Annotated in this window: 22 protein-coding genes; 14 read left to right on the forward strand and 8 right to left on the reverse strand. The window is 72.0% G+C overall.

Features of this window, described 5'->3' with window-relative positions; genetic code table 11:
- The first annotated feature begins 104 nt into the window (after positions 1-104).
- From Ade02nite_RS30620 to Ade02nite_RS30630, 3 genes are all read left to right on the forward strand, one after another.
- Positions 105-1,274, forward strand: a complete 1,170-nt coding sequence (locus Ade02nite_RS30620) for a TetR/AcrR family transcriptional regulator (protein WP_203771486.1) — start codon at positions 105-107, stop codon at positions 1,272-1,274.
- Between the two features lie 95 nt (positions 1,275-1,369).
- Entirely contained in the window at positions 1,370-2,182 is an 813-nt protein-coding gene (locus Ade02nite_RS30625; RefSeq protein WP_203771488.1) for an oxygenase MpaB family protein, read from the forward strand.
- Positions 2,183-2,192: 10 nt separating this feature from the next.
- On the forward strand, positions 2,193-3,974 hold the full coding sequence (locus tag Ade02nite_RS30630) for an AMP-dependent synthetase/ligase (protein WP_203771490.1): 1,782 nt from the start codon (positions 2,193-2,195) through the stop codon (positions 3,972-3,974).
- Between the two features lie 55 nt (positions 3,975-4,029).
- On the opposite strand, the gene Ade02nite_RS30635 is transcribed toward Ade02nite_RS30630, so the two are convergent.
- Positions 4,030-4,920 (reverse strand): oxygenase MpaB family protein, encoded by an 891-nt coding sequence (locus Ade02nite_RS30635; RefSeq protein WP_203771493.1) that lies wholly within the window; start codon positions 4,918-4,920, stop codon positions 4,030-4,032.
- A 38-nt stretch (positions 4,921-4,958) separates the two neighbouring features.
- Between Ade02nite_RS30635 and Ade02nite_RS30640 the strand changes: the two genes are divergently transcribed.
- Positions 4,959-5,609 (forward strand): GntR family transcriptional regulator, encoded by a 651-nt coding sequence (locus tag Ade02nite_RS30640; RefSeq protein ID WP_239169188.1) that lies wholly within the window; start codon positions 4,959-4,961, stop codon positions 5,607-5,609.
- A 64-nt stretch (positions 5,610-5,673) separates the two neighbouring features.
- Here Ade02nite_RS30640 and Ade02nite_RS30645 read toward each other — a convergent pair whose 3' ends face one another.
- Positions 5,674-7,179 carry an aldehyde dehydrogenase family protein gene (locus tag Ade02nite_RS30645; protein WP_275409957.1) on the reverse strand — a complete coding sequence of 502 codons (1,506 nt, stop codon included), beginning with the start codon at positions 7,177-7,179 and terminating at the stop codon, positions 5,674-5,676.
- 78 nt (positions 7,180-7,257) lie between these two features.
- Here Ade02nite_RS30645 and Ade02nite_RS30650 point away from each other — a divergent pair, with 78 nt between their 5' ends.
- The gene (locus tag Ade02nite_RS30650) at positions 7,258-8,379 is read left to right on the forward strand and encodes an acyl-CoA dehydrogenase family protein (RefSeq protein ID WP_239169189.1); all 1,122 of its coding nucleotides are present in this window, start codon (positions 7,258-7,260) and stop codon (positions 8,377-8,379) included.
- Positions 8,380-8,480: 101 nt separating this feature from the next.
- On the opposite strand, the gene araA is transcribed toward Ade02nite_RS30650, so the two are convergent.
- The 3 genes from araA to araB are packed head-to-tail and all read right to left on the reverse strand — an operon-like array spanning position 8,481 to position 12,309.
- Positions 8,481-9,974 (reverse strand): L-arabinose isomerase, encoded by a 1,494-nt coding sequence (gene araA / locus Ade02nite_RS30655; protein WP_379036687.1) that lies wholly within the window; start codon positions 9,972-9,974, stop codon positions 8,481-8,483.
- Positions 9,971-10,657 carry an L-ribulose-5-phosphate 4-epimerase gene (locus Ade02nite_RS30660; RefSeq protein WP_203771514.1) on the reverse strand — a complete coding sequence of 229 codons (687 nt, stop codon included), beginning with the start codon at positions 10,655-10,657 and terminating at the stop codon, positions 9,971-9,973. The genes araA and Ade02nite_RS30660 overlap by 4 nt, the downstream gene beginning before the upstream one ends.
- Entirely contained in the window at positions 10,654-12,309 is a 1,656-nt protein-coding gene (gene araB, locus Ade02nite_RS30665) for a ribulokinase (RefSeq protein WP_203771516.1), read from the reverse strand. Before araB ends, Ade02nite_RS30660 begins: the two co-directional genes overlap by 4 nt.
- A 212-nt stretch (positions 12,310-12,521) precedes the next feature.
- Between araB and Ade02nite_RS30670 the strand changes: the two genes are divergently transcribed.
- Complete coding sequence (locus Ade02nite_RS30670) at positions 12,522-12,905, forward strand: DUF2255 family protein (RefSeq protein ID WP_203771518.1); 384 nt, start codon at positions 12,522-12,524, stop codon at positions 12,903-12,905.
- A 19-nt stretch (positions 12,906-12,924) separates the two neighbouring features.
- On the opposite strand, the gene Ade02nite_RS30675 is transcribed toward Ade02nite_RS30670, so the two are convergent.
- From Ade02nite_RS30675 to Ade02nite_RS30685, 3 genes are all read right to left on the reverse strand, one after another.
- Positions 12,925-13,098 (reverse strand): hypothetical protein, encoded by a 174-nt coding sequence (locus tag Ade02nite_RS30675; protein WP_203771520.1) that lies wholly within the window; start codon positions 13,096-13,098, stop codon positions 12,925-12,927.
- Between the two features lie 176 nt (positions 13,099-13,274).
- On the reverse strand, positions 13,275-14,081 hold the full coding sequence (locus tag Ade02nite_RS30680) for an excalibur calcium-binding domain-containing protein (protein ID WP_203771522.1): 807 nt from the start codon (positions 14,079-14,081) through the stop codon (positions 13,275-13,277).
- 725 nt (positions 14,082-14,806) lie between these two features.
- Positions 14,807-16,129, reverse strand: a complete 1,323-nt coding sequence (locus Ade02nite_RS30685) for a BTAD domain-containing putative transcriptional regulator (RefSeq protein WP_203771529.1) — start codon at positions 16,127-16,129, stop codon at positions 14,807-14,809.
- Between the two features lie 681 nt (positions 16,130-16,810).
- Between Ade02nite_RS30685 and Ade02nite_RS30690 the strand changes: the two genes are divergently transcribed.
- The 8 genes from Ade02nite_RS30690 (at position 16,811) to Ade02nite_RS30725 (ending at position 24,595) form a co-directional block, all read left to right on the forward strand.
- Positions 16,811-17,272, forward strand: coding sequence for a hypothetical protein (locus tag Ade02nite_RS30690; protein ID WP_203771531.1), 462 nt, complete (start codon positions 16,811-16,813; stop codon positions 17,270-17,272).
- Between the two features lie 97 nt (positions 17,273-17,369).
- Positions 17,370-18,188: an SAM-dependent methyltransferase gene (locus Ade02nite_RS30695; RefSeq protein WP_203771533.1), complete on the forward strand. Its 819-nt coding sequence runs from the start codon at positions 17,370-17,372 to the stop codon at positions 18,186-18,188.
- Complete coding sequence (locus Ade02nite_RS30700) at positions 18,188-19,924, forward strand: putative bifunctional diguanylate cyclase/phosphodiesterase (RefSeq protein ID WP_203771535.1); 1,737 nt, start codon at positions 18,188-18,190, stop codon at positions 19,922-19,924. The genes Ade02nite_RS30695 and Ade02nite_RS30700 overlap by 1 nt, the downstream gene beginning before the upstream one ends.
- Positions 19,925-20,080: 156 nt before the next feature.
- Positions 20,081-20,545, forward strand: coding sequence for an RICIN domain-containing protein (locus tag Ade02nite_RS30705; RefSeq protein WP_203771537.1), 465 nt, complete (start codon positions 20,081-20,083; stop codon positions 20,543-20,545).
- A gap of 162 nt (positions 20,546-20,707) precedes the next feature.
- Positions 20,708-21,244: a GNAT family N-acetyltransferase gene (locus tag Ade02nite_RS30710; RefSeq protein WP_203771539.1), complete on the forward strand. Its 537-nt coding sequence runs from the start codon at positions 20,708-20,710 to the stop codon at positions 21,242-21,244.
- Positions 21,245-21,269: 25 nt separating this feature from the next.
- Positions 21,270-21,818: an isochorismatase family protein gene (locus Ade02nite_RS30715; RefSeq protein ID WP_203771541.1), complete on the forward strand. Its 549-nt coding sequence runs from the start codon at positions 21,270-21,272 to the stop codon at positions 21,816-21,818.
- Positions 21,819-21,947: 129 nt separating this feature from the next.
- Entirely contained in the window at positions 21,948-23,006 is a 1,059-nt protein-coding gene (chvE, locus tag Ade02nite_RS30720) for a multiple monosaccharide ABC transporter substrate-binding protein (RefSeq protein WP_203771543.1), read from the forward strand.
- A gap of 5 nt (positions 23,007-23,011) precedes the next feature.
- Positions 23,012-24,595 (forward strand): methyl-accepting chemotaxis protein, encoded by a 1,584-nt coding sequence (locus Ade02nite_RS30725; protein WP_203771545.1) that lies wholly within the window; start codon positions 23,012-23,014, stop codon positions 24,593-24,595.
- Positions 24,596-24,607 lie beyond the last annotated feature (12 nt).

Here is a 24,607-nt window from a genome sequence, read left to right on the forward strand (position 1 = left end):
CCTCTCTGCGAATCGCCGTTAACTTTCTGGTACGTTTCCGCATCGTGTCAAGGACTATTATTGGCGCCAGGCTGTGAATGTGGAGTCACCGGTACGCTGTGGCGATGCGCACCGCAGCCCCCGATCAGCCCGCCCGCAAGCGCCCGAAGGACCGCAAGGCCCAGCTCGCCACCGCCGCGGCGGAGCTGTTCTGCGAGCGTGGCTACCACGGTGTCGGGCTCGGTGACATCGCCACCGCCGTCGGCATCAGCGGACCGGCGATCTACCGCCACTTCGACAGCAAGTACGCGATGCTCGTCCACGCCACGCGGCAGCTGATGGACGCGGTGCTGAGCGCCACCGACCTGCCCGGCGCGCACCTCGACGAGCTGTTCGGCGTCCTCGCCCGGCTGGCAGTGGAGCACCGGCGGGTCGGCGGGCTCTACCAGTGGGAGTGGCGCTACCTCGACCACCGCGACCGGGCCGGGTTCCGGCGGGACCTCGGCACCTTGTTCGAGCGGCTGAGCAGCCGCATCGCCGCCAAGCGCCGCGACCTAACCGGCGCTGACGTGGACGCGCTGGTCCGGGCCGTGCTCAGCGTGTTCGGCAGCCTCTCCACCCATCGCGCGCCGATCGCCAAGGGCCGCGCCGAGCAGATGCTTCCCCGCATGGCCTGGGCCGTGGTGTCCGCCCAGCCGCCCACGCCGTCGTACGTCCAGGACAGTCCCTTCGACGAGGTGCGGGTGGGCACCCGCCGCGAGATCATCCTGGCCGAGTCCGTGCGGCTGTTCCGCGAGCACGGCTATCACGGCGTCAGCCTCGACCAGATCGGCCTCGCCTCGGGCATCAACGCGTCGAGTGTGTACCGCTACTTCCCCGGCAAGGCCGACATCCTCGCGGCCGCCTTCTACCGAGCCTCGGCGCGGGTCGCCGACGCGACGCTCACGGCGCTGAACGGCGCGGCCGGCGACGAGGACGCGTTGCGCCGCCTTGCGGAGTCGTACGTGAACCTCACGTTCGAGCGCGCCGACCTGGTCTCGGTCTACCTCTCCGAGTTCAACAACCTGCCCGCCGCCGACCGGCACGAGCTCCGCAAGGCGCAGCGCCTGCACGTCGAGGAATGGGTGCAGCTCCTGCTGCTGCTGCGCCCGGGTCTCCAGCCGCCCGAGGCGCGCGTGCTGGTGCACGCCGCGCTCAACGTGGTGACCGACCTGAGCCGCTGGGTGCGCTTCGACCGCCGCTCGCGCATGGACGAGCACCTCACCGGCCTCATGCTGACCATCCTGGCGTCCTGAAAAGTTAGCCGGAATTCGCATCATCCTGACGTCGAAGTAGCACCATATGAACGCGGGTCTACCGTAAGAAGTTAATCGCCGTTTACAGTGCCGACATGAACGTCGGTCGGTTCGGCGACGACGCGGTGATCCGTCGCGTGGCGAGCGAGGGACTCCTGCTCGCCGGCGGCGGGCGCGCCACGCTGCTCCAGATCGCCCACCCGGCCGTGGCCCGCGGCGTCTTCGAGCACAGCACCTTCGCCGAGCGGCCGCTCGACCGGTTGCGGGCGACCCTGACCTACGTCTACGCCGTGCTCTTCGGCACCGAGGCCGAGGCCGCGACGGTCAGCCGGGCCGTGCACGCCCTGCACTCCCGGGTCACCGGCCCCGGCTACCGGGCCAACGACCCGGACCTCCAGGTCTGGGTCAACGCCACCCTCTACGACACCGCGATCCTGATCTACGAACGCGCCTTCGGGCCGCTGCGCCCCGCGGAGGCCGCCGACTGCTACGAGCAGTACGGCGTGCTGGCCACCGCGATCGGGTGCCCACCCGGTGCCTGGCCCGCCTCGCGGACGGCCTTCCGGCGCTACTACGACGACACCCTCGCGCGGCTGCGCGTCGGCGACGAGGCCCGGCAGATCGCCACCGCGCTGCTGCGGCCCCGGGACCTGCCCGTCGCGCTGCGCCCGGCGATGCCGGTCCTCCGCTTCGTCACCGTCGGACTGCTCCCGGCCGCGATCCGGGCCGGGTACGGCTACACCTGGACGGCCGGGCACCAGCGCCGGCTCGACCGCGCCGCCGCGCTCACCGCGGCGGTCTACCCGCGGCTGCCGTCCCGGCTGCGGGTGCTCCCGAGGGATCTCTACCTGCACGACCTCCGCCGGCGGCTCGGACGCCGGCGGCACCCGCTCGCGGCCAACGGCTAAGGAGCCACTCATGGACCCGCTCGACATCGCTGCTGGGCTGACCGTCCCCGCCCTGCTGCACCGCAACGCGACCGAACACCCGGACCGGCCGGCGCTCAGCGTGCTCGGCAAGCCGGAGACGCTCACCTGGCGGCAGCTGCGCGACGAGGTGGCGGCCCTGGCGCGCGGCCTCGCCGACCTGGGCCTGCGGCCGGGCGACCGCATGCTCATCATGATGTCGAGCCGGCCCGAGCACTGGCTGGTCGACCTGGCCGCCGCGCATCTCGGCGCGGTGCCGTCCACCGTGTACGCCACGCTGCCGCCCGCGCAGCTCGAATACCTCGCCCGGCACAGCCAGGCGACCGTCGTCGTGCTGGAGGGGGCCCAGGAGCTCGAGCGCTGGGAGCCCATCCTGCCCGCGCTGCCGGCCGTCCAGCACGTGGTGGTCGTCGAGGGCACCTCCCACGTCTCGCTGCGCGCCGTCGCCGATCGCGGGGCGGCGCTGCACCGCGAGGACCCGTCGGCCTTCGAGAAGGCCTGGCGGGACGTGCGGCCGGAGCAGCCGGTCACGCTGCTCTACACGTCGGGCACCACGGGCGACCCGAAGGGCGTCCTGCTGAGCCACCACAACGTCGTCTACCAGTCGGTCGTGCTGGAGCAGACCGTCGAGACGCCGCCCCACTCGCCGTCGCTGGCCTACCTGCCGCTGGCGCACATCGCCGAACGGATGCTCGGCGTCTACAACCCGATCTACCGCGCCGGGCACGTGACCATCTGCCCCGACCCGGCGCAGCTGCTGGCCGGCCTGGTGGCGCTGCGGCCGGTCTCGTTCTTCGGGGTCCCGCGCATCTGGGAGAAGATGGCGGCCGGCGTCGAGGCGCAGCTGTCCCAGGCGCCGGAGTCGGTGCGCTCGGCCGTCGCGGCGGCCCGGGCGGTGGCGCTGGAGGCCTACCACCTGCGCGCCGCCGAGAAGCCGGTGCCGGAGGACCTCGCCGCCCGCCTGGCCGCCGTGGACGAGGCGGTGCTGAAGCCGATCCGGGCGCGTCTGGGCCTGGACAACATGATCTGGGCGGGCAGCGGGGCGGCGCCCATCCCCGTCGAGGTCCTGCACAGCCTGGCAAGCATCGGGGTCGACGTGCTCGAGGTGTGGGGCATGACCGAGACGACGGGCACGGCGACGATCAACACCCCTGACCACTTCCGTACGGGCACCGTCGGGCGCCCCAATCCGGGGATGGAGGTCGCGCTCGCGGACGACGGCGAGATCCTGGTGCGCGGCCCGCTGGTGTGCCTCGGCTACCTCAGGCCGGACGGCGGCGTCGAGCCGGTGACCGACGCCGGCGGCTGGCTGGCCACCGGCGACGTCGGCACGCTCGACGACGAGGGCTACCTGACCATCACGGACCGCAAGAAGGAGCTCATCATCACGTCCAGCGGCAAGAACATCTCGCCGGCGCGCGTCGAGAGCCTGCTGCGGGCCCACCCGCTGATCGCCCAGGCCGTGGCGATCGGCGACCGCCGGCCGTACGTCACGGCCCTGATCGTGCTCGACGAGGAGACGCTGCCGGCCTTCTCGTCGCGGCGGCTGCCGGCGGCGGCCACCGACCCCGGCGTGCTGGCCCAGATCGCTGCGGCGGTGGAGGCGGCGAACAGCAAGCTGTCCCGGCCCGAGCAGGTGAAGACGTTCCGCGTCCTGCCGTCGGCGTGGACCCCGGAGAGCGGCGAGCTGACACCCACCCTGAAGCTGCGCCGCCGCGTCGTCGCCGAACGCCACGCCGGCGCCATCACGGAGCTGTACGCGGACAGCCGCTGAGGCGCCGGCCGAGCAGCGGTGGCGCGGTCCCGGGCGGCCGGGCCACCGCTGGGTCTCAGGGGCGGCGGCGGAACTCCGGCGGCAGGCCGGCGGGCGGGGGAGGCGCGCCGAGGTCCGACGGCTCGTATCCGTCGGGATAGCCGGGATACGTGCGGTTGTGGCGCGCGACGCCCAGCACGGAGCGGCGGCGGGGCGGAAAGAAACGCAGCGCGTGGGCGCGGGTTCGCAGGCCGGTGGACGCCAGCCGGGTCACCCAGGCGGGCGCCGGGTCGAAGCCGAACGCGCGCAGCATCGGCTCGTCGAGCATGCCGCGCACGCCGAGCCGGGCCGCGGGCCGCAGGAACGGCGGGAACCACGCGGCGAACAGGTTCACCGTGTAGTCGCCGATCTCCCGGTTCGCTGCGCTGTGCACGAAGTGCTCCTCCTCGTACGCCTGCTTGAAGCTCTGGAACTGCTCGTAGCCGCCGGGAATGTCGCGCACGCCCAGGCGCCTGCCGACCTCGCGGTAGTAGTGGAAGGCCGCCAGGCGCTCGTTGTCGTGCAGGCGGCGCCAGCCGAAGCGGTCGAGCCAGGCGATCGGGTCGTACACGAAGGTGGAGAGCACGTAGAGCATGTCGTCGTTGCTGATGGCGTAGTGCCCGTGCGCGCGGTTGACAACGCGCAGCGCCTCCTTGCCGCGCGGGGAGTCGTAGCCGTGCGCGGCCATCTCGGCCATCAGCAGGGCGGTGTCGTCGTAACGGCGCTGCGGGCGGTCGCGGAACTCGCCGGTGGCGGCCAGCAGCCGCGAGATGCTCGGCACGCAGTAGGTGCGCAAGAGCGCGAACTCCAGCGCCCGCGTGTAGTCCCACGGGAAGTCCAGGCCGGCGGAGAGCTGGTAGATCTCCAGGTGGTCGCGCTCGGGGTGCAGCGCGGCGATCCGGTGGGCGATCTCGTAGCGGTGGCTCACAGGCGTACCTCCTATTTGATATTTGATAGGCTCGGCCGGTGAACAGACCTCAGCTCGCCGAGGAGGTCGCGGCGGAGCTCCGCTCGCGCATCATGTCGGGGGAGCTGAGGCCCGGTGCGCGCATCCGCCTCGAAGAGGTCGCCGGCCGGCTCGGCGTCAGCATCACCCCGGTCCGCGAGGCGCTGCTGACCCTGCGCGGCGAGGACATGGTGGAGTTGCAGCCCCGCAAGGGATACGTGGTCGCCCCGCTGGAGCGGCAGGACGTCCTCGACCTCTTCCAGTTGCAGGGCGACATCGCCGGCGAGCTCGCCGCCCGCGTCGCGGCCCGCATCACCGAGGCCGGCCTCGACCAGCTGATCGCCGCCAACCGCAAGCTGACCCGCTCGCGCCGCGCGGCCGACGTCGAGCAGCTCGAGTACGAGTTCCACCGCACCATCAACCGCATGGCCGAGGCGCGCAAGCTGAGCTGGTTCCTGCACACCGCCACCAGATACACCCCGGCCCGCTTCTACGCCACCGACGCGGGCTGGCGCGAGGGCATGCGGACCGCGCACGACGAGCTGCTGGCCGCCTTCGAGTCGCACGACGCCGACAAGGCCCGCACGGTGATGACCCGCCACTTCACCGACGGCGCCGAGCGCCTCGTCACCCACCTGGAAAAGCTGGGCGTCTGGGACCCGCCGGCCTGACAGCGCCCGCACCCGTCACCTCCTCCCGCCACGACCCCTCATCGAGTGGCGGGCGCGCGGGCCGTCATGCGCCGGGGGCCGTGCCGTGTCGCTTGCCCGCGTGCCGGAAGCGGAACGCCGCGCGGGCGCGGGCGAGGGCCGTGGCGCTGCGGTCGAGCCGCATCAGGTCGATCGGCGGGGCGAAGCGTTGCCGCGTCATCGATTGGGCCCGGCTGAACTCGCGCAGCCCGTCCGCGCCGTGCACCCGGCCGAAGCCGGAGTCGCCGATCCCGCCGAACGGCAGCGCCGGCACGGCAGCGAACCCGAGCACCGAGTTGACGGACACCGCACCGGTGCGCAGCCGCCGGGCGACCGCGACCGCGCGCCGCCGGTCCCGCGAGAACACCGACGCGGCCAGGCCGTAGCGGGTCGCGTTCGCCCGCTCGATCGCCTCGTCCAGGTCGGCCACCGCGTTCACGACGAGCGTCGGGCCGAACGTCTCCTCGGTCACGGCCGGGTTGTCCTCCGGCACCCCGGCCAGCACGACCGGCATGACGTACGGCGGCTGGACCGACTCGACACCGCCCACGACCGGCCGCGCGCCCGCCTCGATCGCGGCGCTCACGTGCCGCCGCACGATCTCGACCTGGGCCGGCGTGGTCATGCGGCCGTACGGGCCGTCCCGCTCGCCCGGGCGCACCCCCTCGGCGAGCGCGGTCAAGCGCGCGAGGAAGTCGTCGTAGACCTGCCGGACCACGTAGACACGCTCGACACCGGCGCAGGTCTGCCCCGCGTTGCCGAAGCCCCCGAAGGCCGCCGCCCGGCAGGCCGCCTCGAGGTCCGCGTCGGCCGCGACGATCATCGCGTCCTTGCCGCCACCCTCGATGACGATCGGCGTGAGCGTCTCGGCGCACGCGGCCATCACCTTGCGCCCGGTGGCGGCCGACCCGGTGAACGTCACCTTGTCGGCCCCGGCCCGGCACAGCGCCGCTCCGGCCGAGCCGTCACCCGTCACCACCTGGAGCACCGGCTGCGGCCCCGGCCACGCGGCGGCAAGCCACTCACCGGTGCGGGGAGTGAGCTCGCTCGGCTTGAAGACCACGGCGTTGCCCGCCGCGAGCGCCGACGCGATCGCCCCGAGCGGCGTGTAGACCGGGTAGTTCCACGGCCCGATGGCGCCCACCACCCCGAGCGGGTGGTACTCCACGGTGGACGCCTGGTTGGCGGCGAGCAGCCCGCTCGGCACCCGGCGCCGGCGAAGGACCCGCTGCGCGTTCCGGGCGGACCAGTCCAGGTTCTCGACGGCGAGCATCACTTCGAGGACGGCGTCGGCGCTCGGCTTGCCCGTCTCCGCCGAGATGACGGCGGCCAGGTCGTCGATGCCCGCCGCGATCGCGTGCTTGAAGGCCAGCAGCCGTTCACGCCGCCCGTGGAAGCCCAGCCCGCCCCACCACGCCGCGGCCCCGCGCGCCCGCTGGACCGCGGCCTCGACCGTCCCCTGCTCGCCGAGCGTTGCCGTCATGACGCCCTCCTCAGGCGCTCGCAAACCTTCGTCGACCTGTCGCCCGCCGGCGCTGTCACCGCTCGCCACGTCTCGACGGATTTGATATTTGATATGCTACGTTCGCTGTCAATGCCCGCCACCACCTGCGAAAGGCCGGACATGGCCATGGATCTCAGTGACGAACAGCGAGCGTTCACGGCGGCCCTGGCGGAATTCGCCCGCCGTGCGGCCGGCACCCGCGAGCAGCGCGGCCCGAGCCCGCACAACCAGGACCTCTACCAGCGCATGGCCGACCTGGGCTGGCTCGGCGTGGCGATCCCCGAGGAGCACGGCGGCGCGGGCGGCGGCATGGTCGACATGTGCCTGTTCCTCGAGCAACTGGGCCACGGCATGATCCCGGCCGGCGGCTTCGCGACCTCGGCCATCGTGGCCGGCGCGGTCGAGCGCTTCGGCACGGACGCCCAGAAGAAGACCGTCCTCGGCGGTACGGCGGGCGGGCGCGTCTACTCCATCGCGATGTCCGAGCCCGGCGCCGGCTCCGACGTGGCGGCCCTGTCCTGCCGTGCCACCGCGGCCCCGGACGGCGGATATGTCGTCGAGGGCCAGAAGACGTGGTGCTCCAACGCGCACATCGCCGACGCGATCCTGCTCGTCGCCCGCACGGGCGGCAGCCCCGGTGACCACGACGGTCTCACCATGTTCCTGGTGCCGGCCGGCGCGCAGGGCCTGCGTGTCAGCGGCATCGACACCATGGGCGGCCGGGAGGTGAACGACCTCTACTTCACCGGCTGCCGCCTGCCCGCCGACGCCGTGGTCGGCCAGGCCGGCGCGGGCTGGAAACAGCTGATGGCCGGTCTCAACCTGGAACGCCTCATTCTGGCGGCCCTGATGCTGGGCACCGCGCGGCGGGCCTTCGACGACACCCTCGCGTACATCCGCGAGCGCAAGCAGTTCGGCCGCCCGATCGGCTCGTTCCAGGTGATGCGCCACCGCATCGCCGACCTGGCCACCGAGATCGAGTGCTGCCGCCTGCTCGTCTACGACACCGCCGAGAAGGTCGACCGCGACCCGGGCCGCGTCCTGCCGCGCGAGAGCTCGATGGTCAAGCTCAAGACCACCGAGGTGGCCCGCGAGACGGCGCTGGCCGGCATGCAGATGATGGGCGGCTACGGCTACGCCACCGAGTACGACATGGAGAAGCACGTCCGCGCTACGCTCATCTCCACGGTCTACGGCGGCACGAGCGAGATCCAGCGCGACATCATCGGCAAGACCTACGGCCTCTGAAGTGAACGCCCCTTCGTCTGTGGGCTGTGCACTCGTTTGGGGGGGCGCGGCGGGCCACGGCCACGGACGGTTGTGGGCGTGGCCCGCCGCGAGGGGAGTGGCTACAAGGGGCGGGAGAGGCGGTAGTAGGCCGCGTTCCAGCGGACGCGGTCGGTGAAGTCGTGCGTGGTCGTGTCCTCGTCGATGAGCAGCAGCTCGGTCTGGAGCATGGTGGCGAAGTCGCGCAGGGTCTCCGGCGACGCGGATTTCGTCAGGACGGTGTGGTGCGGGCCGCCCGCGGTGAGCCAGCATTCGGCGGACGTGGAGAGCGACGGCGCGGGCTTCCAGACGGCCCGGGCCACCGGCAGCGCCGGGAGCGGCTCGTCGGGGGCGGTGACCTCGACGCTGTTGGCCACCAGGCGGAAGCGGTCGCCCAGGTCGACCAGGCCGATCACCGTGCCGGGGCCGGGGGCGGCGTCGAAGACCAGGCGCACCGGGTCCTCGCGGTCGCCGATGCCCAGCGGGTGGATCTCGACGCGGGGGCGGTCGGCGGCGATCGACGGGCAGACCTCCAGCATGTGGGCGCCGAGGATCTTCGGGTCGCCGGGGCCGAAGTGATAGGTGTAGTCCTCCATGAACGACGCCGCGCCGCCCATCGCCTTCACCGCCGCGAGCAGCGCCGACGTCTTCCAGTCACCCTCGCCGCCGAAGCCGTAGCCGTCGGCCATCAGCCGCTGCACCGCGAGGCCGGGTAGCTGCCGCAGGCCGCCGAGGTCCTCGAAGTTCGTGGTGAACGCCCCGAAGCCGCCCTCGGTGAGGAACTGCCGCAGGCCGGCCTCGATCCTTGCCGCGTACCGCAGGGACTCGTGCCGTTCGCCGCCCCGGGCCAGCTCCGGCGCCAGCTCGTAGAGGTCCGCGTACTCGGCGAGCAGCGCGTCGATCGCGTCGTCCGGCGCGGCGTCCACCACCGCGACGAGGTCGTTCACCCCGTACGTGTTGACCGAGACCCCGAAGCGCAGCTCGGCCTCGACCTTGTCGCCCTCGGTGACCGCGACGTCGCGCATGTTGTCGCCGAATCGCGCCAGCCGCAGCGTCCGCAGATGCTGGTAGCCGGCGGCGGCGCGGATCCACGCATCCACCCGGGTGACCACCGACGGGTCGCCGGCGTGCCCCGCGACCGTCTTGCGCGGCACTCCGAGCCGGGCCTGGATGAAGCCGAACTCGCGGTCGCCGTGCGCGGCCTGGTTCAGGTTCATGAAGTCCATGTCGATGGTGGCCCACGGCAACGACCGGTTGTGCTGCGTGTGCAGGTGCAGCAGCGGCTTGCGCAGCGTGTCCAGGCCGGTGATCCACATCTTGGCGGGCGAGAACGTGTGCATCCACGCGATGACGCCGAGGCAGGACGGGTCCGCGTTCGCCTCGAGCATCACCTGGCGGATCGCGGACGAGTCGGTGAGCACCGGCTTGCCGACGATCTCGGCGCTGAGCCCGCCCGCCACCAGCTGCTGCTGGATGTCGGCGGACTGGTCGGCGACCTGCTGGAGCGTGTCCGGGCCGTACAGGTGCTGGCTGCCGGTCAGGAACCAGATCTGGGGCTTCCCCACCGTGGTGGTCACTTCGCGGGCTCCTGTCCGTAGACGTTCTGGTAGCGGTCGTAGAGCGAGTCGATGTGGTGCTGCTCGATCGGCACGGGGGCGCCGAGCTGTCGCGAGATGTGCACGGTCCGGGCGACGTCCTCGCACATCACCGCGGCCTTCACGGCCGACTTGGCGTCGCGCCCGACGGTGAAGACGCCGTGGTTGCGCATGAGCACGGCGGGGGAGCGGTGCTCGCGCAGCGTCTCGACGATGCCGCGCCCGATCGAGTCGTCGCCGATCAGCGCGAACGGCCCGACCGGGATCTCACCGCCGAACTCGTCGGCGATCATCGTCAGGACGCAGGGGATCGCCTCGCCCCGGGCGGCCCACGCGGTCGCGTACGTGGAATGGGTGTGCACGACGCCGCCGACCCGGGGCATGTGCTTGTAGACGTACGCGTGCGCGGCCGTGTCCGACGACGGGCTCAGCTCGCCGTCGACGAGCACGCCGTCGAGGTCGGTGACCACCATCGCGTCCGGCGTGATCTTCTCGTACGAGACGCCGGACGGCTTGATGACGAGCAGGTCCCGCCCCGGCACGCGGGCCGAGACGTTGCCGGCGGTCCACACGACGAGCTGGTTGCGGGGCAGCTCCGCGTGCAGGTCGGCGACCTGGCGGCGCAGCGCCGCGATGGTGTCGCGAACGTCCGTCGTGACGGTCATCGGCTCTCCTCCGAGACAAGGGCCTTGCGCTGGATCGCGCGCAAACGGCGCATCACTTTGCTGCCACCGCGCCCGAAGTAGTCGTGCAGCGCCGAGTACTCCGCGTACAGCTCGTCGTATACAGCCGCTGCGGCTGGATCCGGTGTATACATTTCGCGCTCCACCCGGCCCATCGACTCGGCGGCCGTGCGGACGTCGGGGAAGCAGCCGGCGGCGGTGGCCGCGTGGATGGCCGAGCCGAGCGCCGGGCCCTGGTCGGACCCGATGACCGACAACGGCATGTTCAGCACGTCGGCGTAGATCTGCATGAGCAGCTGGTTCTTGAGCAGTCCGCCCGCCGCGATGAACTCCCGCACCGGCACGCCGGCCTCGTTGAACGTCTCGACGATCTTGCGGGTGCCGAAGGCGGTGGCCTCGATCAGCGCGCGGTAGACGTCCTCGGGCCGGGTGGCGAGGGTCTCGCCGATCAGCAGGCCGGACAGCTCGTGGTCGACCAGCACGGAGCGGTTGCCGTTGTGCCAGTCCAGCGCGATCAGGCCGTGCTGGCCGGGGCGCTGCCGGGCGGCGCGCTCGGTGAGCACCGCGTGGGTCCACTCGGCGCCGAGCCGGTCGACGTAGTGGCCGAAGATGTCGCCGACGCCGCTCTGGCCGGCCTCGTATCCCCAGAGCCCGGCCACGATGCCGCCGTCGACCACGCCGCACATGCCGGGCACCTCGCGGACCTCGGCGCCGTTCATGACGTGGCAGGTGGACGTGCCCATGATGGCGACCATCTGGCCCGGGTCGAGCGCCCGCGCGGCCGCGCTGGTCACGTGGGCGTCCACATTGCCGACGGCGACCGCGATCCCGGGGTGCAGGCCGGTCCAGGCGGCGGCCTCGGCGGAGAGGACGCCGGCCTTCTGGCCCAGCTCGCCGATCGGCTGGTCGAGCTTGTCGGCCACGAAGCCGGCGAAGTCCTCGTTGAGCGCGGCGAGGAACTCGCGCGACGGGTAGGCGCCGTCCTGACGGATGCCCTTGTAACCGGCCGTGCAGGCGTTGCGCACGTAGCTTCCGGTGAGCTGCCAGACGATCCAGTCGGCGGCCTCGACCCAGCGCGCCGTCGCCGCGTACACCTCGGGGTCCTCCTCGAGGACCTGCAGGCCCTTGGCGAACTCCCACTCCGAGGAGATCAGCCCGCCGTACCGGGGAAGCCAGGTCTCACCCCGCTCGGCGGCGAGCGCGTTGATGCGGTCGGCCTGCGGCTGGGCGGCGTGATGTTTCCACAACTTGACGTACGCGTGCGGGCGGCTCGCCCACGCGGGCAGCTCGTTGAGCGGCGTGCCGTCGGCGAGCGTGGGCACCATCGTGCAGGCGGTGAAGTCGGTGCCGATGCCGACCACGTGCGCCGGATCGACACCGGCGGCGGCGATGGCGGCGGGTACGGCCTGTTTGAGCACGTCGACGTAGTCGGAGGGCACCTGCAGCGCCCAGTCGGGCCCGAGGGGCGTGCCGTCCGGAAGCGCCTCGGTGAGCACGGCGTGCTTGTATTCGTGAACGGCGGAGCCGAGCTCGGCGCCGTCCGGCACGCGCACGACGACCGCCCGGCCGGAGAGCGTGCCGAAGTCGACGCCGACCGTGTATCGCGGCTGGTCGGACGACGTTTGGTCAGACATCGGGGGAACCACCTCCACGAGGCGTGCGTTGTTAGCGATAACATCACACGACGACGCGGCGCGCGGGCGAGCGCACCTCAGGTGGTGTGAACGCTAACAGAGGAACGCCGCGATGGGTATAGGGCATCTTTCGGAAAAGTTACGGGGGAGCGCCCCCGGTCATCGGTCATGTGACTGATGGCCGTCGTGGCGGCGGCGGGCAGGCTGGCGGCATGGCTTCCTTGCTCGCATACCTGCGCGACACCGACACGGTCCTCATCGAGGCGGGCCACCACCGCACGCCGATCTGGGCCGTGGAGGCGGACGGCGCCGGCTACATCCGCTCCTCACACGGCACGGCATCCGCCTGGTACAGGCGGGTGTCCGCCGAAGGTCGTCTGTCCTTCGTCACGCCGGACGGCCCGGTGCCGGTGACGGTGAGCCTCGTCGAGGACGACGCCACGCGGGACGCCGTCGACCGCGCCTACGAGGCGAAGTACGGCGACCAGCCCCGGTTCCTGCCGTTGCTGGTCGGCCCTCCGGCGCGGGCCACCACGATGCGAGTCGTTCCGGTCTCGCCGGCCGGCCTCGTTCCGCCGGCCGACGGCTCCAGGTGAAGTGCGGGGCGAACAGCGATTAACTTCCGGGAGGTGAGGTGACCGTGGCGGGCAGGCCGAACGAGACGACCCGTAGGCCGCAGCCGAGCGCGATGAGCGTGCGGGGATCGGTGCGGTCGGCCGCCGTACCGCCCAGGATGTAAAGACCTTGTTGGTCGTCGCGCGGATAGGTGGCCAGGAACGGCAGCACCATGGAGCAGCCCAGCAGAGTCCGAACTGGTAGACCACCAGCATCCGCGCGGCGGGCGTCAAGGCCCCCTTGGTGATCTCCAGCGGCGCACGTTAAATGGCGTTCGCGGCGTGACGCCCGCGATTGTCGCGAGCATCACGCCGCCAACTTGCAATCGCAAAGTAGTTGCAACGGTGGGTCTACTCGCAGACGACGCCGTCGTTGTCGCGGTCGTCGTACCAGTCGTACTCGGGGTCCTCGCCCTGGGTGTACGGCCCGTAGCCGGCGGCCTTGGCCTTGGTGCAGGTGGAGAACCGGGGATCGGTGCCGCCGCCGTCGCTGTCGCCCGGGTCCTCGGCCGTCGGCTCCTCGACCGGCTCGTCGGCGTCGCCGCCACCCCGCTCGCACGCGACGCCGTCACCATCGCGGTCGAGTCCCTTGCGGTAGCCCGGGTCCCCCACGCGGAGCGGGCCCGGGGCTTCGGCGCAGGTGGCGTAGTAGACGGCCTTCTTCGTGGTGGGCTTGGTCGTCGGCTTGCGCGTCGGTGTGGGCTTCGTCGTCGCGGGTGCCTTGGCCGCCTGCGTCGTGGCGGGCGCGGCCGACGTGGGCGCGGTCGTCGTGGGCGCCGCGGGCAGGGTCGTCGGGACCTCGGCCACGTCCTGCGCCGCGGCGGTCTGCTCGGGCTGGTCCTTGTCGTTCGGGTCCGAGTCCGGCGCGAAGACGGCGACACCGCAGAGGCAGAGCACGAGAACACCCACCACGCCGAGCGTCACCTTGTGCCAGGCCTTCCACCGCGACGGCGGCTTCACCGGCAGACCACCCACTGTCCCGTACGCCTGCGTGGGCGGCCCAGCCGCGGCAGCGCCCGGCCCGTACCCGTTGACAGGAGGGCCGTACGCGCCGCCGTGCGTGCCGTATCCGTCCGCGGGCGCGCCGAGGCCGTGCGACCCGTAGGCGTTCGCGGCCGCGCCGTGTCCATAGGGGCCATATCCGGCGGCGGGCGGCACGGGCTCGCCGTTCCCGGGCGTCGCGCGGCCGTGCCAGGGCCGGGGCGACGCCGCGCCGCCGGGCGGAATGACCGGCGGCCGTTGACCGGGCGGAGGCGCCGGCACGTATCCGGGCGGCGGAGGAGCCGCCGGCTCCTGCCCGGGCGGGACTGGCGCCGAGGCATGTCCGGGCGGGACGGGTGCGGAGTTGTGTCCGGGCGGGACGGGCACCGAGCCGTATCCGGGCGGGACGGGTGCCGAGTTGTGTCCGGGCGGGACGGGTGCGGAGTTGTGTCCGGGCGGCACAGGCGCCGAGCCGTATCCGGGCGGGACGGGTGCGGAGTTGTGTCCGGGCGGGACGGGTGCCGAGTTGTGTCCGGGCGGGACGGGTGCCGTACCCGGGTGGAACGGGGAGTCTGCCGAATCATGCCCCGGCGGGGCTGCGGCCGGGTCGTATCCCGGTGGGGCGGGCGGCTGCCGGTCCGGAGGGACGGCGCCGTGGCCGGACCACGGGTCCTGCGCGGGTGGCGGATTCACCCGCGTGAGCCTTGTCAACGGCCGTGCACCGCATAACCCGCCGACCGGATGCCACCGGGCCTCCATGAGTGGAGATCCGCCCTGCCTGAACGGGCGACCCGCTCCTGCTCATCCGGGAAACGGATCACCGGTGCGCGACGTGCCGCGGATCGGGTTCATCACCCGGACGTGAGGCGTCGGCTCTCCGGGGTGAGCGGCCGGAGCGCTGGTCAACGGGCGCAGGTGGCGATGCTGCAGAAGCGGCGGCGGCCGGTCTCGTCGAGGAAGAGCCAGCCGCAGTTCGGTGCGGGGCAGGCGCAGACCGTGAAGCGGCGCGGGTCGGCCAGCAGGCCGGCGGCGGCGTTCGCGGCGGCGTGCAAGGGGATCTTCAGGCCGGCGGTGGGGGAGAGCTCCCAGCGGGCCAGGCCGGCGGCGTCCTGGGTGAGGACGGACGCTCGGGCGGCGGCCTGGGCGTAGGCGGCCACGGCGGCGAACGCCCGTTCACTTCGTGGTTCGGTGAGGACGGCGTACAGAAGTGAACGCAGGTTTTTGGCCTCGCTCAGGACGGCAGTGGCGGCTCGCGGGCCGCGGCGGGCGAGGCGCAGCAGGGCCGACACGGTGGTGGCGTCGACCAGGCCGACCTGTTCGGACCATGCGGCGAGCGCGGGATAACTTCCCAGCCATTCGCCGGCGGAGTGCGGTGGGCCGCCCCAGCCCGCGTAGGTGTTGCAGAACTCCAATGCCGGATGTCCCCCGACGTTCCAGGGGAGCCATTCCTCTCGTACGCGGACCGCGTAGGCGGGCGCGGGCGGGCGCTCGAGGCGCGGGTCACGGCGGGCTATCCGGGCACGGAGGTCGCGAAGGGACTCGCTCGGCGGGACGTCGAGGTCGGCGCGCAGCGCCTTGGCCGTCAGGTCGTACCGGTGCAGGGCCTCCGCCGTGCGGCCCTGGCGGTGCAGCGCCGTCATGAGCTGGGCGACCAGGCGTTCCTCGGTGGGGTGGTGCTCGACGACCGCTTCGAGGGCGGACACGACCCGCTCGTGCCGGCCCATGGCCAGCAGGTCGCCGGCCCGGCTCTCGGTGGCGCGCAGCCAATCGCGCCGAAGGTGGGCGCCGAGGCGTTCCCGCAGCCGGTCGTCGGCCACGTCCGCGAGCAGCGGGCCCCGCCACAGCGCGAGCGCCTCGTCCCAGAGCCGGACCCGTTCCGCGGCGTCGGTGCCCTCCGCGGCGACCCTGCTCCGCTCGGCGAAGTCGTCGACGTCGAGCAAGTGCCCGGCGATGTCCACCCGGTAGCCGTCGTGCCGAGTCTCGATGGTCAGCCCGTGGTCAGCGAGGGCGCGGCGCAGCCGTCCGATGTAGGTCTGAACGGCAGACCGGGCCGCCGCCGGAGGCTCGCCGCTCCACAGGAGGTCGGCCAGGCGTTCCGGGGTCACGACCCGCCCGCGGGCGAGCAGCAGGATGCCCAGCAGGCACCGCTCCTGCCGGCGCCTGCCCACCGCGATCGGGTGCCCTCGAACGCTCGCCTCGAACGCGCCCAGCAGCCGGAACTCCATCGCATCGAAGCCTATAACCGTGAACCGCCATTCGCCGCCGGCGGCACGACCGGTGGGCGGGAGTTCTCGCGGCCGCGCCCGGTGAGCGCCGGCATGGCCGGTCGTCCAGGGACGTGAGGGATCACCGCGCCGGGCGGCGTCGCCGCGTTCGGTGAGGCCGTTCATCCGGGGAACGTGAGGAATCAACACGCTGGGCGTAGCCGTGCGGGCCTGCGGCTCCGGTCGGCGGGCAAGGACGAGGAGCCTAGCCTCCTAGGATGCCTGACGGGGTGTGGCGAGTCCGCTGCAAGGGACGGGCGCCACCCCCACGGGCTGCCCCGGAATCGCGGGCCCGCGGTGATCGGCTGTGGTCAGGGCATGGTCAGCGGTTCACGTGAGGGTGGGTGCATGCGACGAACAATCACCGCGGCCGCTGCGGCCGCCACCTTTCTTGCCGGCCTTGCTTCTCCTGCGTCTGCGGCGGGCGCTGAGCTGGAAAGTCCCGACCTGGCCGTGGCTGCGCGCGGAAGCCACGTCTCGGCAGGGGCCGGGCAGCGGAGCCACGTCCTGCCTGGGGTCGGCCAGGAAAGCCACGTCGCGGCACGGGCCGGGCAGCGGAGCCACGTCCTGGCTGGGGCCGGGCGGGAGAGTCGCGTCTCGGCTGGGGCTGATCGGGGGAGCCGTGTCTCCGCGAATCCGGTCGTGGGTCGCGACGAGTTCGAGGGTGACGAAGGCAGTGGCTGGGTGCCCGCGCCCACCCCGCCGTTCTCGCAGGCGGCGGGGCTCACCTGTGACTTCGCGTTTCGGGCGGAGCCGGTGGTCGATGAGGTGGTGACCAAGGTTCTGCGGCGCTATCCGGACGGTTCGATTCACTGGGACGCCTACAAGGGGGCGCTCGTCGTGCGGGTGACCAACAGCGGGAACGGGCGGTCGTACGACGCCGATGTGAGCGGCAGTGCGCTGGTGGAGCACCACGCCGACGGCAGTGAGACGTGGAACGTGGTGGGGCCGGTGCTTCTCGGCGTGCGGGAGGGCGGCGGCAACATTCCGCGCGGGCTCTGGGTGATCGACGGTGTGTACCGGCTGCGGATCGCCGCGGATGGTTATCGGACGGTCACCATGGTGCGGGGGAGCCGGGACAACGTCTGCGATCATCTGGGCTGATCGCGCACAACTGTCTCAATCGGACATAGATGCTGGCCTTGCGGGCATCCGCGTACTTCAATGATCGGTGGTCCGGGAGCCGAGCATTGGGGCGGAAATGAGCGAGCCGTACGGGTGGGTGCCGGAGGGTGTGGACGTCACCGTGCCGGATGCGTCGCGGGTGTACGACTACACGCTCGGCGGGGTGCACAACTTCGCCGTGGACAGAGAGTTCTGGCACCGGGTCGAGACGATGTTCCCGGAGGCCCGGCTCGTGGCGCGGGCGAACAGGGCGTTCCTGGGCCGGGCGGTGCGCTGGCTGAGCGAGCGGGGTGTCCGGCAGTTCCTCGACATCGGGTCGGGCATCCCGACGCTCGGCAACGTGCACGAGGTCGCCCAGGAGGCGAACCCCGAGGCGCGGGTGATGTACGTCGACATCGACCCGATCGCGGTGCAGCAGAGCCGCAGCCTGCTCAGCGGCAACCCGTACGCCAGGGTGATCGAGGCCGACCTGCGCAAGCCGGACGGGATCCTGTACCACCCCGAGGTGCTCGATCTCTTCGACTTCTCGGAGCCGGTCGCGGTGCTGACCGTGGCGGTGCTGCACTTCGTGCCCGGCGACGCGGACCCGGCCGGCATCCTGCGCCGGCTGGGTGAGCCGCTGGTGTCCGGAAGTTATCTGGTCGTCTCGCACCTCGGGCCGGAGGTGACGCCGGCGGGGCGCGCGGCGCAGGAGCGTGCCAGGCAGCTGTACGAGAAGACACCGACGCCGGTGGTCATCCGCACCCGGGAGGAGATCGCCGCGCTGGTCGGGGAGCAGTTCGAGATCGTCGAGCCGGGCGTGGTCAGCGCGACCGAGTGGCACCCCGACCCGGACGAGTCGGACGACCCGCCGCAGCCGACCGCGCTCGTCCTGGTCGCCCGGAAAAGTGACTGATGACCGCGAATGATCCCCTGGCGGGGATCGCCGCCGACTGGTTGCGCGGGGTGGTCGCCGCGGGCTTCGTTCCGGGGGTGCGATCGCGCGCCCGCGCCGCGCTCCGGGACCTGCTGGAGGAGTTCGTCGCCGCGGTGCGCGCGGAGCCGTTCGACCCGTCCCGGGGCGCCCGGATCGGCGCCGAGCTGGTCGACCTGCGCATGTCCGCGCCGCCGGTCATCGGGGCAACCGTTCACTTGCTCGCCGGTCGCCTCCCGGCCGCCATCGCGCCCGAGGACGCCGGTGACGGGGTGCGAGGGCGTGTCTTGGCGCTGCTCGACACGCTCGTCACCGGCTTTGTGACAGCGCAGCGGGACGCGGCGCTGCGGGCGGCCGAGGAGATGAACCGGGCGGAGAAGATCCACTGGCGGGCGGTGCAGCTCGACCTTCAGCGGCAGCTGCAACGGGCATTGCTGCACCGGCCCGGGACCGGGCTGCCGAACGAGCAGCATCTGCGCAAGCATCTGGCGGAGGTGATCGCCGCGCGGCCGGGGGAGCGGCTCGGGCTCTGCCTGGTGAGCCTCGACCGGTACGACGAGCTCACGGACACGCTCGGCCACGAGAACGGCACGAAGCTGCTCGCCGAGGTGGGACACCGGTTGCGGCCGCTCGGGCTCCTCGCGCATCTCGCCGACGACCAGTTCGCGATCCTGGTCACCGGCACGGCCGGGGTGGACGACGTGATGAAGCTGGCCGATCGGGCGGTGCGGCTGCTGGCGCCCGACGTGCCGGTGAGCGTGGGCGTGGTGGAACGCCCGGCGGCGGGCACGGACCCGGACGGCTGGCTGCACGACTGCCGGCTGGCGCTGCGCTGGGCGCGGCAGGACGAGCGCGGCCCGGGGGTCTTCGAGCCGGGCCGCGCCGAGGACGACCGGCGGCGGCACCGGCTGGCGGCCCTGCTGCCGGCCGCGCTGGCCGCCGGGGAGTTCACGGTGCACTACCAACCGCTGGTCCGGCTCGCCGGCCGCGCGGTGATCGGCGTCGAGGCGCTGGCCCGCTGGGACCGGCTCGGGCCGCGCCAGTTCATTCCCATCGCGGAGCGAACAGGCGTTATCCGCGAGCTCGGCCAGAACCTGCTCGAACAGGCATGCCGTGCGGGCGCGGCCCGACCCGACCTGCGAATGAGCGTTAACATGTCGCCGGTCCAGCTCGCGGTCCCCGGCCTGGTCGCCGGGGTCGCCGACGTGCTGCACCGCACCGGCATGCCGGCGGAGCGCCTCCAGCTGGAGATCACCGAGACGGCCGCCGTGATCGAGCACCGCGCGGTGTTGTCGCAACTCGCGGGCCTCGGCGTGCGGCTGGCCCTCGACGACTTCGGCACCGGCTATTCCAGCCTCGCCGAGTTGGTCACCCTGCCGTTCGCCGAGGTGAAGCTGGCAGCCGAGTTCCTCACGGCCCCGGCCACGGCACACACGGACCAGGCCGACGACCCTGAGGCGCCCCGCGCCTCGGACGTGCCGCACGGCGCGGCCCGCGAGAGTGGGGCCCACGTCGAGGCGACGCGGCACGGCGCGACCCGGGACAGCGCGGCGCGGATCGCAGTGGTGCGGCACGTCGTGGGGCTCTGCCACGCGCTCGGCCTGACCGTCACCGCCGAGGGGATCGAGACCGTCGAGCAGGAGAAGGCGCTGCGCGAGGCCGGCTGCGACCACGGCCAGGGCTACCTGTTCGGCCACCCGGAGCCACACCTGCCGTAGGCATGGCGGCAAGAGGCGAGGAATGGGCGCTGTCCGCCATCTGACATCGGGGGCGTTTGCCGGTGGGCGGTGCTGGATCGGGAATATGTTGAACGCGAAATCCCGGGAAAGAAAAGCCGCGGCGAACCCATCGGAACAACGAGACAGGGAAACGCCATGAAAGCTCATTCCATGCTGCGCCGCCTTGCCGTGGTGGCCTCGGCGGCCGTGCTGGTGATGGCGCCGACGACGGCGGCCAGTGCCACGAGCATCACGTTCCGCAGCGAGCTCAACCACAAGTGCCTGGAGCTGTACGCCTTCAACAACGCCAACGGCGCCGATGTCGTCACCTGGGATTGCTGGGGCGGGGCGAACCAGGGCTGGTACTGGGACGGCCAGTACATCCGCAACGCGATGAATCACAAATGCCTGGAGATCTACGGATTCAACGGCGCGAACGGCGCGAAGGTCGTGCTGTGGGACTGCTGGGGCGGCGCCAACCAGAAGTGGTACCGCGACGGCAAGCAGATCCGCAGCGTCATGAACCACAAGTGTCTGGAGATCTACGCGTTCAACGCGAACAACGGCGCCAAGGTGGTGACGTGGGACTGCTGGGGCGGCGCGAACCAGCAGTGGTACTGACCGGCCGGCGTGCGGGGAGGCGGCGGGAGGCCGTCTCCCCGCGGCGGAATCTCTGGAAGAATCATCGACAATCCGACCGCGGCATTGACGCACGCCAATACCCAAAAGTGCATGCGGAAAACGGGGTTGCCGGTGGGCGGGCGGCGGAGGACGCTGTGCGCCATGCAGCCACCCGAGACGATCGATGCCGGTGACCTGGTGCTCAGGCGCTGGGTGCCGGCGTACGCCGAAGAGGCCACCGCCGTCGTGCGCAAGTCGCTTCCGGAGCTCTCCCCGTTCATGCCGTGGGCGACCGAGGCCTACGACCTCGCCGCCTCCCGCGACTACATCGTGCGGTCGACGGCGAACTGGGACGAGGGCAAGGAGTTCAACTACGCCGTCTTCACCGCCGAGGGCGATCTGGCCGGGTCGATCGGCCTGATGAGCCGGATGGGGCCGGGCACGCTCGAGATCGGCTATTGGATGGGCACGCCGTTCACCGGGCGCGGCTACATGACCGCGGCCGTGCGGGCGGTGACCGAGGTGGCGCTGGGCCTGCCCGGGGTGGAGCGGGTCGCCATCCGGCACGACGCGGCGAACGGTGCCTCGGCGGCCGTGGCGATCAAGGCGGGCTTCGCCGAGGTGGAGCGGGTGGAGCGCGAGCCGGAGGCGCCCGGCGAGACGGGCGTCGACGTGATCCGGGAGCGTAAGGAGCGCTGACCAAGCGACCCGTTACTATGCGGGCATGAGCACGCTGGGACGGCAGGGGCGCGACGGCGTCCTGGTGATCGACATGCAGGTGGGCGTCCTGAGGGACTGCCAGGACCGGGACGCGGTGCTCGGGCGCACCGCGGTGCTGGTCGAGCGGGCGCGGGCCGCCGGCAAGCCGGTCATCTGGATCCAGCACGAGGGCGCCGGCCTCGACCGCGACAGCGACGCCTGGCGTCTCGCGGAGCCGCTCAGCCCGGCCGAGGGCGAGCCGGTGGTCGCCAAGACCTTCCGCGACGCCTTCGCCGCGACCGCGCTGGAGCAGACGCTCGCCCGCCTGGGCGTCGACCACCTCATCGTCGCCGGGGCGCAGTCCGACTTCTGCGTCCGGGCGACGACCCAGCGCGCCGCCGCGGAGGGCTACGACGTCACTCTGGTCGCCGACTGCCACACCACCGAGGACGCGGAGCACGACGGCGTGCGCATCGGGGCGGCGCAGATCGTCGCGCACAACAACCTGTGGCTGTCGACGCTGCGCTACCCGGGCCAGTCGTTCGCGACCGTGAAGCACGACGAGGTCGCCTGAGGCGGGCGGCCCGGCGGCCGAGCGAGATCGGCGACCCCGGAAAAATCGGCTGAGTCAGGTGGGCGAAGGCGCTCAGGGACCGAGAAACGCGGCCGAACAGGGCAATGAGCCCTACAACGGGAGGTCGGGATGCTCAGGCGCTGCGCGACGGCGATCGCCGCCGTACTGCTGGCGGGGGTGACCGCCTGCGCCGGCGACGACATCGAGATGGCCGCCGCGCCCGATCCGGGCACGGTCGGGATCGCGCTGCCGACCAAGGACAGCGCGCGGTGGATCGCCGACGGCGACAACATGGTCAAACAGTTCGAGGCCCTCGGCTACAAGGTCAACATGCAGTACGCGGACAACGACGTCGGCACGCAGCAGGACCAGCTCGACGCGATGATCGCCGAGGGCGACCGCGCGCTGGTCATCGGCTCGATCGACGGCACACAGCTCAAGACGCAGCTGGCGAACGCGCACGACAAGGGCATCCCGGTCATCGCGTACGACCGGCTGATCCGCGAGTCGGCGAACGTCGACTACTACGCCAGCTTCGACAACTTCAAGGTCGGTGTGCTCCAGGGGCAGACGATCGTCAAGCATCTGGGCCTCGCCAAGGCAAGCCGCACGTACGACATCGAGCTGTTCGCGGGGTCGGCCGACGACAACAACGCCCGGTTCTTCTTCAACGGCGCGATGAGCGTGCTCAACCCGTACCTCAAGAAGGGCACTTTGCGGGTGCCCAGCGGCCAGACCCAGTTCGCCCAGGTGACCACGGCCCAGTGGGACGGCGCGATCGCCGCCACCCGGATGGCGAAGCTGCTGAGCGCCGGCAGCAACCCCGACGCGGTCCTTTCGCCGTACGACGGCATCTCGCGCGGCATCATCGAGACCATCCAGAAACGCGGCAAGAAGGTGCCTGTGGTCACCGGGCAGGACGCCGAGCTCGACTCGGTCAAGCTGATCAACTCGGGCGTGCAGACCCAGACGGTCTACAAGGACACCCGTGAGCTGGCCAAGGTGACCGTGCAGATGACCGACCGGGTGCTCTCCGGCGAGACCCCCGAGATCAACGACAACAAGACGTACGCGAACGGGGTCAAGGTCGTGCCCGCGTTCCTGCTCCAGCCCGTCAGCGTCGAGAAGGCCAACCTCAAGACGGTCCTGATCGACGGTGGATACTACAAGGAATCGGACCTGGCGTGAGCCGCATGCAGACGAGGATCGCGGCAGCGTTCCTCGACCGACCCGTCGCGGTCAAACTCACCGGCCTGGTGGTGATCAGCATTCTCGGCCTGATCACGTGTCTCGCCGTGAGCACCTGGTCGTCGTCGCAGGCCAACAGCACCGCCGAGCGCCTGCAGCGACTCAACCTCGCCGGCACGTACGTGCTGCAGCTCAACCGCATGGCCAGCGAGCTCAAGTCCAGCGGCCTCGAGGCGATCGTGCGCGAGAACCCGGCCGACGAGCAGGACAAGCTCGAGGACCAGATCAAGCAGACCGAGGCGCTGCTCACCGACCTGGCCGCCGTCGACCTGCCCGCGGCGCAGGCCACGACCGTGGCGAAGCTGAGCGAGGTCTACACCGAGTACATGGCGGTCATCGACCGGTACGTCGCGGGCGCCGTGAACGACCCGTCGACGGCCCGCCTCGGCTGGGCGCAGATCGGCGTCGACAACTACCTCGTGTCGGCCGTGCTGGAGAACGCGCGCGACGAGTTCGCGCGGGTCGTCGCCGCCGCCGAGGAGTCCTCCGCGGCCCAGCGCGCCAACGGCAACCACCTGATGTGGGCGGCGGTCGGCCTGGCCGCGCTCGTCGTCATCGGGCTTGCCTGGATCGTGGTGCTGTCGGTCACCAAGCCGCTCGTGCGGGTGCGCCGCGCCCTGCAGGGACTGGCGCGCGGCGACCTGACCGTCACGGCCGACGTGACCACCCGCGACGAGGTCGGCCTGATGGCCCACGACCTCGACACCGCGCTGGCCGACCTGCGGCGCGTGGTGAGCGAGGTGACCGGCGCGGCCGGCGAGGTGTCGGGCGCCTCCGAGCGGATGTCGTCGACCTCGGAGTCGATGAGCGGCGCGATCGCCGAGACCGCCCGGCAGAGCGAGCTGGTCGCCGAGACCGCCTCGGTGGTGTCGCACAACGTGCAGACGGTGGCCGCCGGCGCCGAGGAGATGGGCGTGGCCATCACCGAGATCGCGCACAGCGCCGCCGAGGCCGCCCGGGTGGCCAACCAGGCGGTCTCGATCGCCGAGCGCACCACGCAGCAGGTCGGCAAGCTCGGCGACTCGAGCGCCGAGATCGCCACCGTGATCCGGGTGATCACCTCGATCGCCGAGCAGACCAACCTGCTCGCGCTCAACGCCACCATCGAGGCCGCCCGCGCCGGCGAGAGCGGCAAGGGCTTCGCCGTGGTCGCCGGCGAGGTCAAGGAGCTGGCCCAGGAGACCGCCCGCGCCACCGAGGACATCTCGGCCCGGGTGCAGCAGATCCAGGCCGACACGGCCGGCGCGGTCGAGGCGATCAGCGAGATCACCTCGGTCATCACCCAGATCAACGACTTCCAGACCACGATCGCCAGCGCGGTCGAGGAGCAGACCGCCACCACCTCCGAGATGAACCGCGGCGTCGCGGCGGCCGCCGAGGGCGTCGGCGGCATCGCCGCGAACATCGACGGCCTGGCCGGCTCGTCGCGCGTCACCAACGAGGGCGTCGCCCAGTCGCGCGACGCGGTCACCGAGCTCACCGAGACGGCGCGAAGGCTGCAGACCCTGGTCGGCCACTTCCGCGTCTGAAGCGGCCCACGC

This window comes from Paractinoplanes deccanensis (genome assembly GCF_016862115.1).
Taxonomy (GTDB): Bacteria; Actinomycetota; Actinomycetes; order Mycobacteriales; family Micromonosporaceae; genus Actinoplanes; species Actinoplanes deccanensis.